Source organism: Mesorhizobium sp. B2-1-8, assembly GCF_006442545.2.
Lineage (GTDB): Bacteria > Pseudomonadota > Alphaproteobacteria > Rhizobiales > Rhizobiaceae > Mesorhizobium.
This window is the reverse complement of the sequence record NZ_CP083952.1, coordinates 6,098,657-6,113,676: the sequence shown is the minus strand read 5'-3', so window position 1 is coordinate 6,113,676 and position 15,020 is coordinate 6,098,657. Positions and strand designations below refer to the sequence as shown.

The 15,020-nt window shown below is 62.2% G+C and carries 11 protein-coding genes and 1 pseudogene; 9 read left to right on the top strand and 3 right to left on the bottom strand.

Features of this window, described 5'->3' with window-relative positions; all coding sequences use genetic code 11:
• Window positions 1–10: 10 nt before the first annotated feature.
• The 9 genes and pseudogenes from FJ970_RS29900 to FJ970_RS29860 form a co-directional block, all read left to right on the top strand.
• A complete protein-coding gene (locus FJ970_RS29900; RefSeq protein WP_140764421.1) occupies window positions 11–1,102 on the top strand; it encodes an ABC transporter ATP-binding protein in 1,092 nt (363 codons plus the stop codon).
• Between the two features lie 61 nt (window positions 1,103–1,163).
• Entirely contained in the window at window positions 1,164–2,423 is a 1,260-nt protein-coding gene (locus tag FJ970_RS29895; RefSeq protein ID WP_181183059.1) for an extracellular solute-binding protein, read from the top strand.
• Window positions 2,423–3,331, top strand: coding sequence for a carbohydrate ABC transporter permease (locus FJ970_RS29890; protein ID WP_140764427.1), 909 nt, complete (start codon window positions 2,423–2,425; stop codon window positions 3,329–3,331). The genes FJ970_RS29895 and FJ970_RS29890 overlap by 1 nt, the downstream gene beginning before the upstream one ends.
• Window positions 3,328–4,146: a carbohydrate ABC transporter permease gene (locus FJ970_RS29885; protein ID WP_140764430.1), complete on the top strand. Its 819-nt coding sequence runs from the start codon at window positions 3,328–3,330 to the stop codon at window positions 4,144–4,146. The genes FJ970_RS29890 and FJ970_RS29885 overlap by 4 nt, the downstream gene beginning before the upstream one ends.
• A gap of 97 nt (window positions 4,147–4,243) precedes the next feature.
• Complete coding sequence (iolG, locus tag FJ970_RS29880) at window positions 4,244–5,236, top strand: inositol 2-dehydrogenase (protein ID WP_140764433.1); 993 nt, start codon at window positions 4,244–4,246, stop codon at window positions 5,234–5,236.
• A 25-nt stretch (window positions 5,237–5,261) separates the two neighbouring features.
• Window positions 5,262–6,200: a sugar phosphate isomerase/epimerase family protein gene (locus tag FJ970_RS29875; protein ID WP_140764435.1), complete on the top strand. Its 939-nt coding sequence runs from the start codon at window positions 5,262–5,264 to the stop codon at window positions 6,198–6,200.
• 252 nt (window positions 6,201–6,452) lie between these two features.
• Window positions 6,453–7,379, top strand: a complete 927-nt coding sequence (locus FJ970_RS29870; protein WP_140764438.1) for an ArsR/SmtB family transcription factor — start codon at window positions 6,453–6,455, stop codon at window positions 7,377–7,379.
• A gap of 180 nt (window positions 7,380–7,559) precedes the next feature.
• Complete coding sequence (locus tag FJ970_RS29865; RefSeq protein WP_140764441.1) at window positions 7,560–9,071, top strand: alpha-N-arabinofuranosidase; 1,512 nt, start codon at window positions 7,560–7,562, stop codon at window positions 9,069–9,071.
• A 48-nt stretch (window positions 9,072–9,119) separates the two neighbouring features.
• Window positions 9,120–9,347: pseudogene (locus FJ970_RS29860) on the top strand (ATP-binding cassette domain-containing protein); the annotation flags it as partial.
• A 26-nt stretch (window positions 9,348–9,373) separates the two neighbouring features.
• Here the strand turns inward: FJ970_RS29860 and FJ970_RS29855 are convergent.
• From FJ970_RS29855 to FJ970_RS29845, 3 genes are all read right to left on the bottom strand, one after another.
• Complete coding sequence (locus FJ970_RS29855; protein WP_227791966.1) at window positions 9,374–11,005, bottom strand: tetratricopeptide repeat protein; 1,632 nt, start codon at window positions 11,003–11,005, stop codon at window positions 9,374–9,376.
• Between the two features lie 134 nt (window positions 11,006–11,139).
• The gene (locus tag FJ970_RS29850) at window positions 11,140–12,501 is read right to left on the bottom strand and encodes an HlyD family type I secretion periplasmic adaptor subunit (protein ID WP_181178798.1); all 1,362 of its coding nucleotides are present in this window, start codon (window positions 12,499–12,501) and stop codon (window positions 11,140–11,142) included.
• Between the two features lie 83 nt (window positions 12,502–12,584).
• Window positions 12,585–14,882 carry a peptidase domain-containing ABC transporter gene (locus tag FJ970_RS29845; protein ID WP_227791965.1) on the bottom strand — a complete coding sequence of 766 codons (2,298 nt, stop codon included), beginning with the start codon at window positions 14,880–14,882 and terminating at the stop codon, window positions 12,585–12,587.
• Window positions 14,883–15,020: the final 138 nt, after the last annotated feature.

The following is a 15,020-nucleotide window of genomic DNA, read 5'->3' as shown; positions in this document are numbered from 1 at the left end:
GGGAGCGGCAATGAGTTCTGTCCTATACCAAAGTGTGGTCAAGAACTACGGCGCGCTGAACGTCTTGCGGTCGCTTGACCTTGCCGTCCCCGACCACATGTTCCTGGCCCTGCTCGGTCCTTCGGGTTGCGGCAAGACGACGGCGCTGCGCATCCTGGCCGGCCTCGACATGCCAAGCGCCGGCAAGCTCTTCATCGGCGAGCGTGAGGTCACCCGGCTGCAGCCGCGCGACCGCGACATCGCCATGGTCTTCCAGAGTTACGCGCTCTATCCGCAGATGACGGTCGGCGAGAACATCGGCTATCCCTTGTGGATCCGCGGCATGCCGGATGCCGAGCGTCGCGCCAAGATCGACGAGGTCGCAGCGGTTCTCGAGATCGGCCACCTGCTTGATCGCCGACCGCGCCAGCTCTCCGGTGGCCAGAGGCAGCGCGTGGCGCTTGCACGCGCCATTGTTCGCGATCCGGCGGCCTTCCTCATGGACGAGCCGCTGTCGAACCTGGACGCAAGGTTGCGCCTGACCATGCGCGGCGAGATCAAGCGGCTTTGCCAGCGGCTCGGCGCAACCACCCTCTATGTCACCCACGACCAGGTCGAGGCCTTGACCATGGCGGACTTCGTCGCGGTGATGCACGGCGGGGAGCTGCAGCAGATGGCTCCGCCGGCCGACATCTACGACCGCCCGGCCAACCGTTTCGTCGCCACCTTCGTCGGCAATCCGCCGATGAACATCCTTCCAGTCACACTGGCCGACCAAGGCATCGCGATCGGTGGAACGCCGGTTGCGATTCCCGCCGCCCGGCTGGCGGCGTGCCGCGCGGCGCAAGTAGTCGAGATCGGCCTGCGGCCGGAAGACATGAGCGTTGCGGAACTGGGCGCCCCCAACGCACTGCCCGGCGAGATCTATGTCGTCGAACCGATGGGCAACGAGACGCTGGTCAACATGCGCCTTGGCGGCGGCAATGTCTCGGTCCGCGCGGGCCGCGACTTCAGGGGCGCGGTAGGCGCCAATATCGCGGTCACTTTTGATGTGTCGAACGCATGCTTCTTCAATTCGGTCGGCCTGACGGCCGTCCACAGGGTCAACAGTGATGGAGAGTGAAATGACGCAGTCCCGCAGAAGCAGACTTACTCGCCGCTCCGTACTCAAGGGAGGACTTGGCTTGGCGCTTGCCACCACCGCCCTTACCGCAATCGGCCTGCCTGTCCCGGCCAGGGCGGCCGGCAAGAAGGTGATCATTGGGGCCTTCGCCGATGGCGGCCTGACGCCGTTCAAGCAGAAGATCATCCCACTGGCCAAGGATGCCGGCTTCGACATCGAATTCCTCGAGGATGAATATGGCGTAACGCTCGAGAAGTGGTTCGCCGACGCCAAGAACAGCGCCGGCCAGTACGACCTCTATCTTCTCGACGACCCATGGGTGCCGCAGTTCGGCGCCGCCAATGTGCTCGAGGATCTCGGCGCGGCCGGTATCGACGGCGGCGACAAGGACTGGATCGGCTCGATGATCGACATGGGCTACTGGCCGCCGCAGAAGGGCGCGCGCGTGAAAGGCTTCGAGACTGCCACGCCGACGCTGATCTGCGTGCCGTTCGTCGGCGATCTGCAGACCCTGACCTACCGCAACGATGTCTACACGAGCGGCGCGCCGAAGACCTGGGACGAGGTCATCGCCAAGGGCAAGGAAGGCGTTGCGGCCGGCAAGATCAAATATCCGGTCGTGTTCCGCGGCGTTTCCGGAAATCCGATCGTGACCAGCTGGTATCCGGTCTTCCTGTCGTTTGGCGGCTCCTTCTTCGACGACAAATGGAATCCGGTTTTCAATTCCGCCGAAGGCAAGGCCTCCGCCGAATTCTTCGTCGGCACGATGAAGCAGAACGCGCCGAGCGGCGTCGTCGAATTCGACTCCGATCAGGAAGGTGCGGCGATCCTGGGCGGCGAGGCCGGCGCGATCATCCAGTATTCCGGCAATGCGCTGAAGGCCGATGATCCAACGCAGACCAAAGTCGCGGGCAAGCTCGATTTCGGCGTCGTGCCGAAGCAGACCGCGGCGATCGCCCAGATGGGCATCTTCATCGCCGGCATTCCGAAATCGGCGCCCAACAAGACCAATTCGGTCGAATTCCTGAAGTGGTATGTCAGCGCCGACATCCAGGCCAAGCTGTCGGAAGCAGGTTCCATTCCGGTCAAGCGCAGCGCCTTTGGCATCGCCAAGCCCGGCAACCGGCTGATCCCGGTCGCTCTGCAGCAGCTCGACGCCGGCGCGCTGCCGCGGCCGCGCACGCCGGACTGGGCCAAGGTCGAGGAGCTCCTCGGCATCGAGCTCAACAAGGCGCTGCAGGCCGGCTCGGGCGGCGGCGCCGCGTTGGACAATGCCGCCAAGCAGGTCAAGGACTACCTGTCTTCGGTCGGCTACTACTGATGGCAAATGGCGGGACGCAGAGCCGCAAATACCGTCTGCAGGGGGCGGGGCTCGACCTCGCCCTCCCTTATCTCATGCTGGCGCCAGGCCTGCTGATCGTGCTTGGCGTGCTCGTCTATCCCTTGTGGGACGGTCTGCGCGCCAGCACCAAGGTCTATCGCTACGGCTCGGTCGTCGCCGATGTCGGCATGCAGAACTACATCAAGCTGTGGAGCGATCCGCAGTTTCTGAACTCGCTCCGGGTGACGGTCGAATTCGTCGCCCTGTCGGTCACCTTCGAGGCAATCCTGGGCTTTGCGCTGGCATTGTTCTGCCTGCGGGAGTTTCGCGGCATCCGCTTGCTCAGGACGATCCTGATCATCCCGATGGTGATAACGCCCGTCGTCGTCGCCATCGTCTTCCGGCTGATCTATGCCAGCGACGCCGGTATGCTGACGGCGATTTCCGAGTGGGTGGGCGGCGGCCAGGTGCAGATCCTCGGCAGCCCCGTCAAGGCCTTCTTCGGCCTTGTCGTTCTCGATGTCTGGGAATGGACGCCGCTGATGTTCCTGATCCTGCTGGCCGGCCTGCAGTCGCTGCCGCACGAACCCTTCGAGGCCGCCCGCGTCGACGGCGCCGGCAACTGGCGGGTGTTTGCCGACCTGACCTTTCCGATGATGCGGCCCGTGCTGGCGATCGCCATCGTGCTTCGAACGATCGACGCCTTCGGCACGTTCGACCAGGTGTTCGTGCTCACCCGGGGCGGACCGGGCGAGGCGACGCGGCTGGTCTCGATCTATGGCTACGACACTGCCTTCAAGTTCCAACAGACGGGCTATGCAGCAGCACTTTTCGTCACCATCGGTCTCGTCGTGCTTGCGCTGGCCTTCAGCGCTGTGCGGCTTTTGCGCAGGGTCGACGCGTCATGAACAGTCGTCTGGCCCGGATCGGGGTGATGAGCGCGGTGCTGGCCATCGTGCTCTTGCCCATTTACTGGCTTGTCTCGACATCGCTGAAGTCCAATCGCGAGATCACCCAGGAGGGCACGCTCTATCCGCATGTCCCGACACTGGACAATTACATCAGGCTGTTCACGGAGAAGCAGTTTGGCGCCTATCTGACCAACTCGCTGGTGGTGACGTTCTTCTCCGTTGCGGTCGCCCTGGTGGCCGGCGCGATGGGCGCCTATGCGATCGCGCGCTTTCGTCTGCCTTTCGCGATGGAGCGCAAGGTCGGATTGTTCCTGCTGACGCTGCGCATCGTGCCGCCGGTCGTCATCCTTATTCCGGTCTACCTGCTGATGCTCAAACTCGGCCTGCTCGACAGCTGGCTGGGTTTGATCGCCACCTACACCGCCTTCAACATCACCTTCTGCGTCTGGATGATGGAGAGCTTCTTTCGGGAGATCCCCGTGGATCTGGAGGAAGCCGCCATGGTCGATGGCGATTCCCGTTTCGGTGCGTTCCGGCGCATCACCTTGCCGCTGGCGGCACCCGGCCTCGCGGCGACCGCCATCTTTGCCGTGCTGGTCACCTTCAACGAATTCCTGTTCGCGCTGGCGCTGACGGCCACGCCCCGGGCGATGACGATGCCGCGCGGCACCGCCACGCTGATCGGCCGCATCGACACCGACTGGGCCTCGATGTCGGCGGCCGGCGTCATCGGCGCGTTGCCGATCGTCTTCTTCGCGCTGCTGGTGCAGCGCCATCTGGTTCGCGGGCTGACCATGGGAGCCGTGAAATGACGACGCGGCCCGGCAGCCACCCACCTCAATCAAGTCGCCGTCCAGGCCACGCTCAAAGCAGCCCGGCACCGCGCGGCCTTTCAGGGAAATCAAACGCATGATCGATGTCTGTCTATTTGGAGCGGGCCTCATCGGCCAGGTGCACGCCGGCAATCTGGCGCGCCATCCCCGCGTGCGCCTGCGCTACATCGTCGATCCGAACACCGAGGCGGCCTCGAAGGTCTCTGCCCTGACAGGGGCCGAGATCGCCGACACCCAGACCGTGATGAATGATCGATCGATCCGCATGGTGTTCATTGCTTCGGCAACGAGAACGCATGCGGACCTGGCCATGGCCGCGGCCGCCAGAGGCAAGGCGATCTTCTGTGAAAAGCCGATCGATCTTGATCTCAAGCGCACGGATCAATGTCTGGCGGCTGTCGAGAAGGCAGGTGTGCCCTTTCAGATCGGATTCAACCGTCGGTTCGACCCGAGTTTTCGGGCGCTGAAGACGCGCCTTGGGCGAGGCGAGATCGGCGCCGTTGAACAGGTCATCATCACCAGCCGGGATCCGGAACCGGAAACCGAGGAAGCGCTGGCCGGAGGAGGGGGCGTCTTCCGGGAGATGACCATCCACGACTTCGACATGGCACGAAACCTATTGGGCGAGGAGCCGGTGGAGCTCTTCGCGACCGGGTCGTCACTTGTCGCGCCGCAATATGCCAAGCTGGGGGACTACGATACCGCGATGTTCGTGCTGCGCACGGCGTCCGGCCGGCAATGTCATATCAACAACAGCGTCAGGGCCGCCTACGGCTACGACCAGCGCATCGAGGTGCATGGCGCGGATGGGATGCTGCGGGCCGGCAACAGGATGCCGACATCGGTCGAAATATCAGGCGCAAAGGCGATATCGCGCGACAAGCCCTATTACTTCTTCGTTGAGCGCTATGCCGAGTCCTACGCCGCCGAGATCGATCATTTCATTATCTGCGTCGAAACAGGGCGACGGCCCGACGTCACAGCAAGCGACGCCCGCAAAGCGATGATCCTGTGCGAGGCAGCGCTTGCCTCCGCCAAGTCGGGCAGGTTCGAGACCGTTAGATTTTAGTGCAATCGAAACGAGGAGCTTCCAGATGAAGATCGGGATGATTACGGACAGCCTCGGCGACCTCTCATTCGACGAGATGCTGCGCGCCTCGGCCGAGCTTGGACTTCAGACATTGGAGTTCGCCTGCGGCAATTGGTCGTCGGCGCCCCATATCGACCTGCAGGCCATGCTGGCAAGCGCCGCCACGCGCAGGGAATTCGTTGCCAAGATCCGGGGTCACGGACTGACCATCGCAGCGCTCAATTGCTCGGGCAATCCACTGCACCCGGGGCCGGAGGGGAAGGTCCACCATAACGTGACACAGGACACCATTCGGCTGGCCGGCCTGATGGAGATCGATCGTGTAGTCATGATGTCGGGCCTGCCGGGCGGACCAGGTGACGCAAACCCGAACTGGATCATCACCGATTGGCCGCCGGAATGCCTCAAGATCCAGCGCTATCAGTGGGAAGAGCGGATAATTCCCTACTGGCGCGACCTCGTGGCGTTTTCAAACAACCTCGGCATTCATAAACTATGCCTGGAACTGCATGGCCATCAGGCCGTGTACAATGTCCAGACATTGTTCAAGCTCCGGGACGCTGTCGGAGAAACGGTTGGCGCCAACTATGACCCTAGTCATCCGCTGTGGATGGGGGCGGACCCGATTGCCGCCATTCGCACGCTCGGCTCGGCCATCTACTATGTCCACGCCAAGGATACCCGGATTGAGCCAATCACCGCGGCCATCGACGGCACGCTCGATTCGCGCCCACCGAACCTCTATGCCGAACGAGCCTGGAATTACATCACACTCGGATACGGTCACGGTGAGACCTGGTGGCGGCAGTTCTGTACCGCGCTCAAGCAGGTTGGCTACGACGATGTCTTGTCAATCGAGCACGAGGACGTGATGCTGACCCCGATGGAAGGTATGCGAAAATCCGTTGCGCTCCTGCGCAACGTCGCAATCAACCTTAAATAAAGCGGGGACTTGCCGAGGTTCGGGCTGAGAGAGCATCGCCCGACGATGAACTTGCGATCTCCGACGAGCCGAGCTTTGGCGGCGTCCGAAGTGCCCGTGCCGAACCTGATCCTCCGGCGTGGCCCGCGCGCCCAACACTGCGCGGTTGCGATCAATTAAAGTGACTTGGAGTCCGTCAGCGCATTGATTAAATCAGATTCCAAGATATACACGACAATTTCGGATATGGATTTCATTTAGACTGGCCAATCGATGAGTCGCAATTTTCTGGTGATCGAACCTGAGGAAGGCATGGCCGTCCTCAAGGGGCTGGCCTCTTCGGCGCGCATCTCGATGCTGAAACTGCTGCATGAGAAAGGGCCGATGAATGTCAATGACATCGCCGCCCTGCTGTCGCTGCCGCAGTCGACGGTCTCGACCAATATACAGGTGCTCGAGGATGCTGGCCTGATCCGCACCGAGAACCAGAAGGCGAAGAAGGGCAGCCAAAAGATCTGCTATCCGACCGCTGAGGAAGTGCTCGTGGTCTTCAAGAGCGAGTATCGTTCGCTCAAGAACGACGCGATCGAAGTGTCGATGCCGATTGGGCTATACACTGGATTCGAGGTCACCGCGCCCTGCGGTCTCTGCTCGGCGGATGGGATTATTGGTCTCCTCGATGTGCCCAACACTTTCCTCGACCCAGACCGTATGAAGGCCGGTCTGTTGTGGTTCACGCGCGGCTTTGTCGAATACCAGTTTCCCAACAATGCCAAACTCGCCAATGCCGAGATTACCGAACTCGAACTGGTGACGGAGCTGTCCTCGGAAGTGCCTGGCACCAGCGCCGATTGGCCCTCCGACATTACGCTGACGATCAATGGCGTCGACGTCGGAACGTGGACGTCACCTGGCGATTTCGGCGACAAGCGCGGCGTCTTCACGCCCTCTTGGTGGAAGCTCAAGGGCTCGCAATATGGCAAGCTGAAGAACTGGCGAATTTCCACCGACGGCACCTATGTCGACGGTGTCAGGATTTCAGAAACCAGCCTCGCCGTCCTCGACCTCAAGGGTCATCATTCAATCCGGGTCCGTATTGGCGTCAAGGACGATGCCAAGCGTCCCGGCGGCATCAATATTTTCGGCAAGGGATTTGGAAATTACGATCAGGACATCCTGCTCAGGATCAAAACCGGTTGATATCATCAAATGTCTCAAAAATAGCGCAGTGATTTCAATATATTGATTCCATTTACGACCGAGATTGTCAGTCAATTGTCAGACTTTTGGTGGTTTTTCGCTTGACGAATGGGTCCTGCTTCCCTTTGATATCGGATAAGGTGATGTAAATCATCATTTGTGATATTGAGGGAGGAATGCATGAAGGCAGCCATTACGGCGCATCCGCACTATGTTGTCTCGGAAATCGATCCGAGGCTCTACGGATCCTTTATCGAGCATCTGGGGCGGGCGGTCTACACCGGCATCTATGAGCCCGGCCATCCAACGGCAGATACCAATGGCATGCGTCAAGACGTCATCGATCTTGTCAGGGAACTCAACGTTCCGATCGTCCGTTATCCCGGCGGCAATTTCGTGTCCGCTTACAATTGGGAGGACGGTGTCGGCCCCAAGGAAGAACGCCCGGTGCGCCTCGACCTCGCCTGGCACACGTCGGAAAGCAACGAAGTCGGCCTGCATGAATTTGCGAACTGGTGCGCGTCCGCCAACACCAAGATGATGCTTGCCGTCAATCTCGGCTCGCGTGGCCTCGATGAAGCACGCAACTTGCTTGAATACACCAATCATCCAGGCGGAAGTGAGTGGAGCGACAAGCGTATCGCCAACGGCCGCAAGGAGCCCTTCGACGTCAAGCTGTGGTGCCTCGGCAACGAAATGGACGGCCCCTGGCAGATCGGCCACAAGACCGCCGATGAGTATGGCCGCCTAGCCCATGAGACCGCCAAAGCCATGCGCGCTTTTTCCAAGTCGCTCGAACTGGTGGTCTGCGGCTCTTCGAATGCCAAGATGCCAACCTATCCCGAATGGGAGGCCACCGTTCTCGACCATACCTATAACGAGGTCGACTACATCTCGCTGCGCATGTATTTCGACAACGAAGCCAATGACGCACCGAATTATCTCGCGATGAGCGAGAAGCTCGACGCCTACATCGTCTCGGTCGCCGGCGTCATCGACTATATCAAGGCCAAGAAGCGCTCCAGCAAGCAGGTCTACATCTCGTTCGACGAATGGAACGTCTGGTACCACTCCCAAGAGCAAGACAAGAAGATCCTCAGCGGCAATGACGGTTGGCCCTTCGCTCCACCATTACTCGAAGACATCTACAATTTCGAGGACGTGCTGCAGGTTGGCCTGATCCTCAACACCTTCATCCGTCGTTCCGATGTGGTCAAGATCGCCTGCCTGGCGCAGCTGGTGAACGTGATCGCGCCGATCATGACCGTTCCGGATGGCCCAGCATGGCGCCAGACGATATTCTACCCCTATCTCTATGCCTCGATCTACGGACGTGGCAATGCGCTGGATCTTAAGCTGGACAGCCCGACCTACAAGTCCACCGTCGCGGGCGAGGTTTCCTGCGTCGACGTGGCCGGCGTGCATGACACCAAAACCGGCCATGTCACCTTCTTCGCCGTCAACCGCCATTCGAGCGAGGCGATCGAAACCGTGATCGACATCACCGGTTTCGGCGCGGCAGACATCGTTGATCACCAGGTGATAACGCACGTGGATTTGAATGCCGTCAATTCGGCCGGGAATCCCGGCAACGTCGGCCCCAAGAAGGGGGAGGGCGCCTCAGTGGCTGGCGGCAGTCTGAGCCTATCGCTGCCGGCCTATTCCTACCAGATGATCCGCCTGAAACTCTGACCTCGGGCGAACCATCGAAAAGTGCATGCGCTGAGGAGGAGCGTCGACGTGACGGCCGAGATCGAAATCAGGAATGTGAGCAAGCATTTCGGTGCCATGACGGTGCTGGAGGATCTGTCGCTCTCCATCAAGGCACGCGAATTCATCGTGTTTCTCGGGCCGTCCGGATGCGGGAAATCGACGCTTCTGCGAATGATCGCAGGCCTCGAAACTGTTGATAGCGGCGAGATCGCCATCAACAACGAGCGTATCAACCAGACACAGCAAAGTCAGAGGACAAACATTTCGGCGAAATGGCCATTTTAGCGTGGAGAGGCGAACTCGGCGAGTTCGTCTGCCGCTTCACCGATACCGTGCGCGGCCGCGCGCTCGAGCCAAAGGCGAGCGGCAACCGGGTCGCGCTCCCCGGCGAGACCTTTCAAGAGATAACGTCCGAGCATGAGTTGGGCCTGGCTGTGCCCACGTCCGGCGGCGGCAGCGTACCATTTCTGCGCTGCTGTCTGGTCGACCGGCAGGCCGTGGCCGGCTCCGTACAGCGCGCCAAGCGCAAACATCGCCCCGGCGTGACCGTCGACGGCGGCCCGCTCAAACAGCTGCATTGCAGCCTCGGGCTCGGGCGCGCCTCCGCGCCCATTGAGTAGCATCTCGGCGAGCGCCACCCGGGCGTCGAGCACGCCGGCGTCGGCGGCCCGCGCAAACCACACGCGGGCCTGAGTTGGGTCGGCCGCCACGCCGCGTCCATCCTGGAGGAGGCGGGCATACATATATTGCGCCTCTGCGACGCCCTCGGCCGCGCGTCGCAGCCAGTGCGCCGCTTGCCCCTCGTTCTGGCGAACGCCGACGCCCTTGGCGAAACAGAGTCCAAGGTTGAATGCCGCGATGAGGTCGCCTGATGATGCGGCCGCCTCGAACCATCCGGCAACGCTTGCACCGTCGTCGGGCTCGCCGGCTCCTTTGAGGACAAGATTGGCGAGGTCGGTCTGTGCCTCCTGATTGCCGCCATTTGCAGAAGTGCGCAGCCAGCGTGCCCCTTCCTCGACGTCCTCGGCCACACCGTTTCCCGTCAAATAGAGCGAGGCCAAAGCGCGGGCGGCGGCCTGGTGGCCCGCTTCGGCCGCCCGCCGATACCAGTTCGCGGCTTCCGCAAAATCCGGTCGCTGCGTCTTCGCATAGCGATCGCCCAGGAGATAGGCTGCCTCGATATTGCCAGCCAAGGCGGCACGCCGCATCCACGCCTCTCCGGCAGCGACATCATGGTCGATGAGGCCACCATCGATCAACGCTAATCCCAACCGAAACTGGGCTGAGGGAAGGCCCTTTTCCGCTGCAGCCTGATAGAGTTGCGCAGCTGCAGCCATGTCGCGTTCCACGCCGAGCCCGTGCTCGCTAAGGACTGCGAGAAGATAGATTGCGGTCGGCAGGCCGGCGTCGGCCGCGCGTCTCACCTCGTCCGCAATCCTGGCCCTGTTCTCGCGCTTGCCGAGGCGAGCCAGCGACAAGGCAAAGCCCAGGCACCCTTCGGGGCAGCCGGCGGAAGCCGACTTCTCGTACCAGCGGTGTGCCGCATCGACATCGCGCATCGATGTGGGGCCGCTGGTAAGGATATAGCCGAGGATCGCCTGTCCCGTGGCCGAGCCTGCCTCGGCCGCCTTGGTGGCAAAGTCGAAAGCGGCCGTGAAGTCTGGTTTCCCCGAGGAATCAGGTTTGAACAAATGCCCGGATTCGGAGCCGCTGCCGTCAGCTTCCGCCGTCACCAGCCCGGTGACGTGGAGAGCGGCGAGGAGCGCCTGCGCATCGGCACTCCCATGGTTGGCTGCCCGAAGCAGCCATCGCGCGCCTTCCATGCGGCTCGGCGGCACACCCGAGCCTTCCAGATAGCACCGCGCGACCCGGTACTCGGCGTCGACAATCCCCGCGCGCGCCGCTACCGCCATCAGCGGAAAGGCTTCAGCGACCTTGCCGCTGTCAGACAGATGGATCGCCCGGCGTAACGATGCCGCCGGGCTGGCGAAACGAGTCAGCCGATCCAGGATTGTCATCGATCCGAGCCTTTGATTCCTCCGGTACTCTATGGCTCCCGCATCGCCTCCTGGCCGATCGGCAGCATCACACCGAGAATGTACTTGAGTATCGTGCGCCGGCCGACCTTGACGTCGGCGGTCACCGGCATGCCGGGGCTGACGGTGAAACCGGCGGGCACACCGTGGAGGGCGACCTGGTCGATGGAAATCCGCGTCCGATAGAACGGCTCGGCGTCGGAAGGCAGCATGGCCAGGGAGCTGTTCGGATCGCGCGCTTGCTCTTGCGCCGAGAAGGAGTCGGGGCTGAGTGCCCGCACAGTGCCATGGGCGAGGCCGTATTGCGAATAGGGGAAGGTGTCGAACTTGATGACCACAGGGTCGCCGACATGCACAAAACCGCTGCTCCTGCCAACGATGTTCGTCTCGATCTCGAGCGGCGCATCTTCTGGCACCAGCGTGATGAAGCGCTCGCCTGACTGCATGACCGAGCCGACGGAGACCTTTGCCACCGATTGAACGATGGCATCTGATTGGCTCCTCAACTCGACCAACTGGTTTCGAAGCTTTGCCTTGTTGAGGAGTTCGCGGGCGTCGGAGATCCGCGAGCTCGCTTCCGACAGGCTTTGCGAGACTTCACCCCGCCAGCCCTGAATGTAGCCGTCGCGCTCGGCGGCCACGCCTGCTTGCTGGCGCTTGGCGGCTTCGGCGGTCTGCTCGGCATTGCCGAGCGCCCGGGACATTTCCGCCCGGTTGTCCTCGGCCAGGAGCGTGTTGAGGCGGCTTCCCACCTGCCTTGCCTCGAGCTGCTTGCGCATCTGTTCGATCGAGTCGGCGACCGTGAGTCGCTGGCGATAGCCGTCGGCATCCGATTGCGATCGCGAAATCACCGAACTGAGTTCGTCACGTTGGCGTTCGAAACTCTCCACCTTGGCGTCGTAAACCGCCTTGCGGTGTTCGAATATCGACATCTGCAGGGTCCAGCTCGGATCGAGGCCGTTATAGGTGAATGCCTGCCCGCTGGCCTCCGCCTTCAATCGCGCCACCTCGGCTTCAAGCGTCGAAACCTGCATCGCCAGCGCCGCCAGGTCGGCTGAGGCAAAGGTCGCGTCGAGGCGGGCAAGCAACTGGCCGGCCTGGACGCGCTGTCCCTCCCGCACCTCGATCGAGCGAACAATCGCTGTATCCAGCGGTTGCACGACTATGTTGGGGGATTGCGATACCACCAGCCCTCTGGTCGTTACGACCTGATCGACCGGCATCAGCCCAGCCAGGGCGATCAGCGCGATGACCAGGCTGGAAACGATCCAGACGATGCCGCGCGCAGCCCGTGGAACAGGCGCGTTGGCGACAGCCGTCGACGGCCATTGGAACTCGAGTATGGCCGGCGTCGTCGGATCCCTCGTTTCCATCCGATGCCGCCGAGCGGGGAGGGCGGTGAGAGAGGTGCTACTCATGATTGCCAGACCTGATGCGAGTGAGCCGCGCGACATGGTCAAACCAACCGCGGCGGAACGGCGACCGGGCGGCCGTGGCGGCCGTCGAGGTGCCGGTTCTGCTGCGACCACAACTGGCGATAGAGCGCGCATCGTTCCAGCAGGGTCGCGTGCGGCGCGACGTCGAGAACCTTGCCCTGATCCATGACCAGTATGTTATCGCACTCGGTAAGCGAGGAGAGCCGGTGCGAAACGATGATCATCGTGCGCCCGCTGGCGATGCGCATGAGGTTGGCGCTGACCACCGCTTCGCTCTCCGGGTCGAGTGCGCTGGTCGCTTCGTCGAGGATGAGGATGGTCGGATCGTGGATGAGGGCGCGGGCGATTGCCAGCCGCTGCTTTTGACCGCCTGACAAATTGGGCGAACCTTCCTCGATGTAGGTGTCGTAGCCATTGGGCATGCGTTCGATGAATTCCTGGGCGCCGGCGAGGTGCGCCGCACGCATGGCATCGGAAAGCGTCAGGCCTGCGCGCCCGGCGATGATGTTGTCGCGGATCGATCCGCGGAACAGAAAGTTGTCTTGGAGGACCACGCCGAGCCCTTGGCGAAGATGGCGCAGGTTGATCTCCTTGAGGTCGACGCCATCGAGCTTGAGAAACCCGCTGTAGTCGCGGTTGATTCCTTGCAGGAGGCGCGCGATGGTCGACTTTCCCGACCCGCTGCGCCCGACAATGCCAAACATGCTGCCGGCAGGAATGTGGAAGCTGACCCGGTCGAGCGCCGGTGTCTTTGTCGCGATATAGCTGAAGGTCAGGTCGCTGAACGTGACCTCGCCGACGAGCCTGGGCCTGAGGCCGGTGGAATTCGAACTGCTCTCCAGCGGCCGGTTGAGAACCGACGCTGCCTCGCCGATCGCCGCACCGACCTCCTCGTAGTCTTCGACCAGTCGCGCCAGGCCGACCAGCGGCTGCGCTACACGCTGGGAGATCATCATGAAGGCGAACAGGCCGCCGACCATATAGCCCGAGCGGTCGTTCATCGCGAGATAGGCGCCGATCAGCATGGTGCCGAGCACCATCAAACGTTCGATCGGCGTGACCATGGTCTGCGGCCAGCTTGCCAGCTGTCCAAAGGCGAGACGCGCCTTTCCCGCTTCCGCCACCCGCTCGTCCCAGAGCGCCTTGCGCTGCGGCTCGAGGCCGAGCGCCTTCACCGTCTTGATGCCGACGACAGTTTCGCCGAGCGCCGCCGCCTTCCAGGTCTCTGCTTCGACCACCCTCTGGTATCTCCGGCGCAGCGGTCTGAGAAACGCAAGGATGATCAGCATGATCACGACCGCGCAGGTCAGCACGATCCAGGCGAGGCTAGCGTTGATATAGAACATGACCGGCACCAGCACGCAGAGCGTGATCATATCCAGGAACGTGCTGAGGAGCTTTCCGGTCAGGAATTCGCGGATACGATAGACTTGAGCCAAGTGATACATCGTCTCGCCAGCCGGATGGCGCTCGAAATAATCGAGCGGCAGGCGCAAGAGCCGGCTGAAGACGTGCAGCTGCAGCTTGGTGTCCAGACGCGCGCCGACGACATTGATGATCAGTCGCCGCGCATGGCCAAGCAGAGTCTCGTAGACGAAAACCACGGCGATCACCGCGGACAACAGCACCAGCGTCGAGATGCTGTTGAACTGCAGCACCTTGTTGACCACCGTCATGACAATGAGCGGCGGCAGGATGGTAAGGACGCTCAGCGTGAACGAGGCGATGGTGATATCGCGCAAGGCATGGCTTTCGAGACGCACCAGTTCGGCGAGCCAGCGAAGGGTGAAGGGGGCGTCCGCCGCGACATAGGACCGTGTGGCGCGCAGCAGCAGTGCCTCGCCCGTCCAAACCTGCGACAGCCGCAACTCGTCAATGGCGACGGCTTCACCATCGTCGGGTGCATCCGCACTTTTCAGGAAGACGACGTTTCGCTCGGCGCTCGCGCCGATAAGCAAAGCCGCGCCGCCATCGTTGAACAACAAGACGACTGGTCCGGCGTCCTGGAAGCGCAGAAGGTGGGACCAGCGTATGCGCACGGCGCGTGACCACATGCCGGCGTCCTGCGCCCACTGCGACAGATCGGCGGCGGCCGGAACCGCGCTCACGGCCTTGAATTCGTTGGGATCAAGTTCGACGCCATGATAGCGGGCGGCCCGCAGCATCGCCTTGAGGCGTGGCCCGATCCCGTCGCATTCGGCGGGACCGCCGGGAGTTTGCGCCGCCGCATCGGGACCGCTCGCCTGGTCGGCCGCGCCTTCGGTGCCGGCGCGGATCGAGACCGGCTGGATTTCCGGGTTCACGGTGATGTTCACCATGGACTTGCCTTCCGGTACGCGGGCGAACTCACCGATGCCCTGAGCAATTTGCCTCCGCCGAGGTCACCGTTCATCCCCCTTTTGTACTCCGAATTGATCCACAGCGCGACTCTCATGCCAATCCTTTTCGCGCGCGCG

Bases quoted from the DNA above. Each gene is read 5' to 3' on its own strand.
- FJ970_RS29900 (WP_140764421.1), top strand. From the start codon at position 11: ATGAGTTCTGTCCTATACCAAAGTGTGGTCAAGAACTACGGCGCGCTG.
- FJ970_RS29890 (WP_140764427.1), top strand. From the start codon at position 2,423: ATGGCAAATGGCGGGACGCAGAGCCGCAAATACCGTCTGCAGGGGGCG.
- FJ970_RS29885 (WP_140764430.1), top strand. From the start codon at position 3,328: ATGAACAGTCGTCTGGCCCGGATCGGGGTGATGAGCGCGGTGCTGGCC.
- iolG (WP_140764433.1), top strand. From the start codon at position 4,244: ATGATCGATGTCTGTCTATTTGGAGCGGGCCTCATCGGCCAGGTGCAC.
- FJ970_RS29875 (WP_140764435.1), top strand. From the start codon at position 5,262: ATGAAGATCGGGATGATTACGGACAGCCTCGGCGACCTCTCATTCGAC.
- FJ970_RS29870 (WP_140764438.1), top strand. From the start codon at position 6,453: ATGAGTCGCAATTTTCTGGTGATCGAACCTGAGGAAGGCATGGCCGTC.
- FJ970_RS29865 (WP_140764441.1), top strand. From the start codon at position 7,560: ATGAAGGCAGCCATTACGGCGCATCCGCACTATGTTGTCTCGGAAATC.
- FJ970_RS29855 (WP_227791966.1), bottom strand. From the start codon at position 11,005: ATGGCGGTAGCGGCGCGCGCGGGGATTGTCGACGCCGAGTACCGGGTC.
- FJ970_RS29850 (WP_181178798.1), bottom strand. From the start codon at position 12,501: ATGGAAACGAGGGATCCGACGACGCCGGCCATACTCGAGTTCCAATGG.
- FJ970_RS29845 (WP_227791965.1), bottom strand. From the start codon at position 14,882: ATGGTGAACATCACCGTGAACCCGGAAATCCAGCCGGTCTCGATCCGC.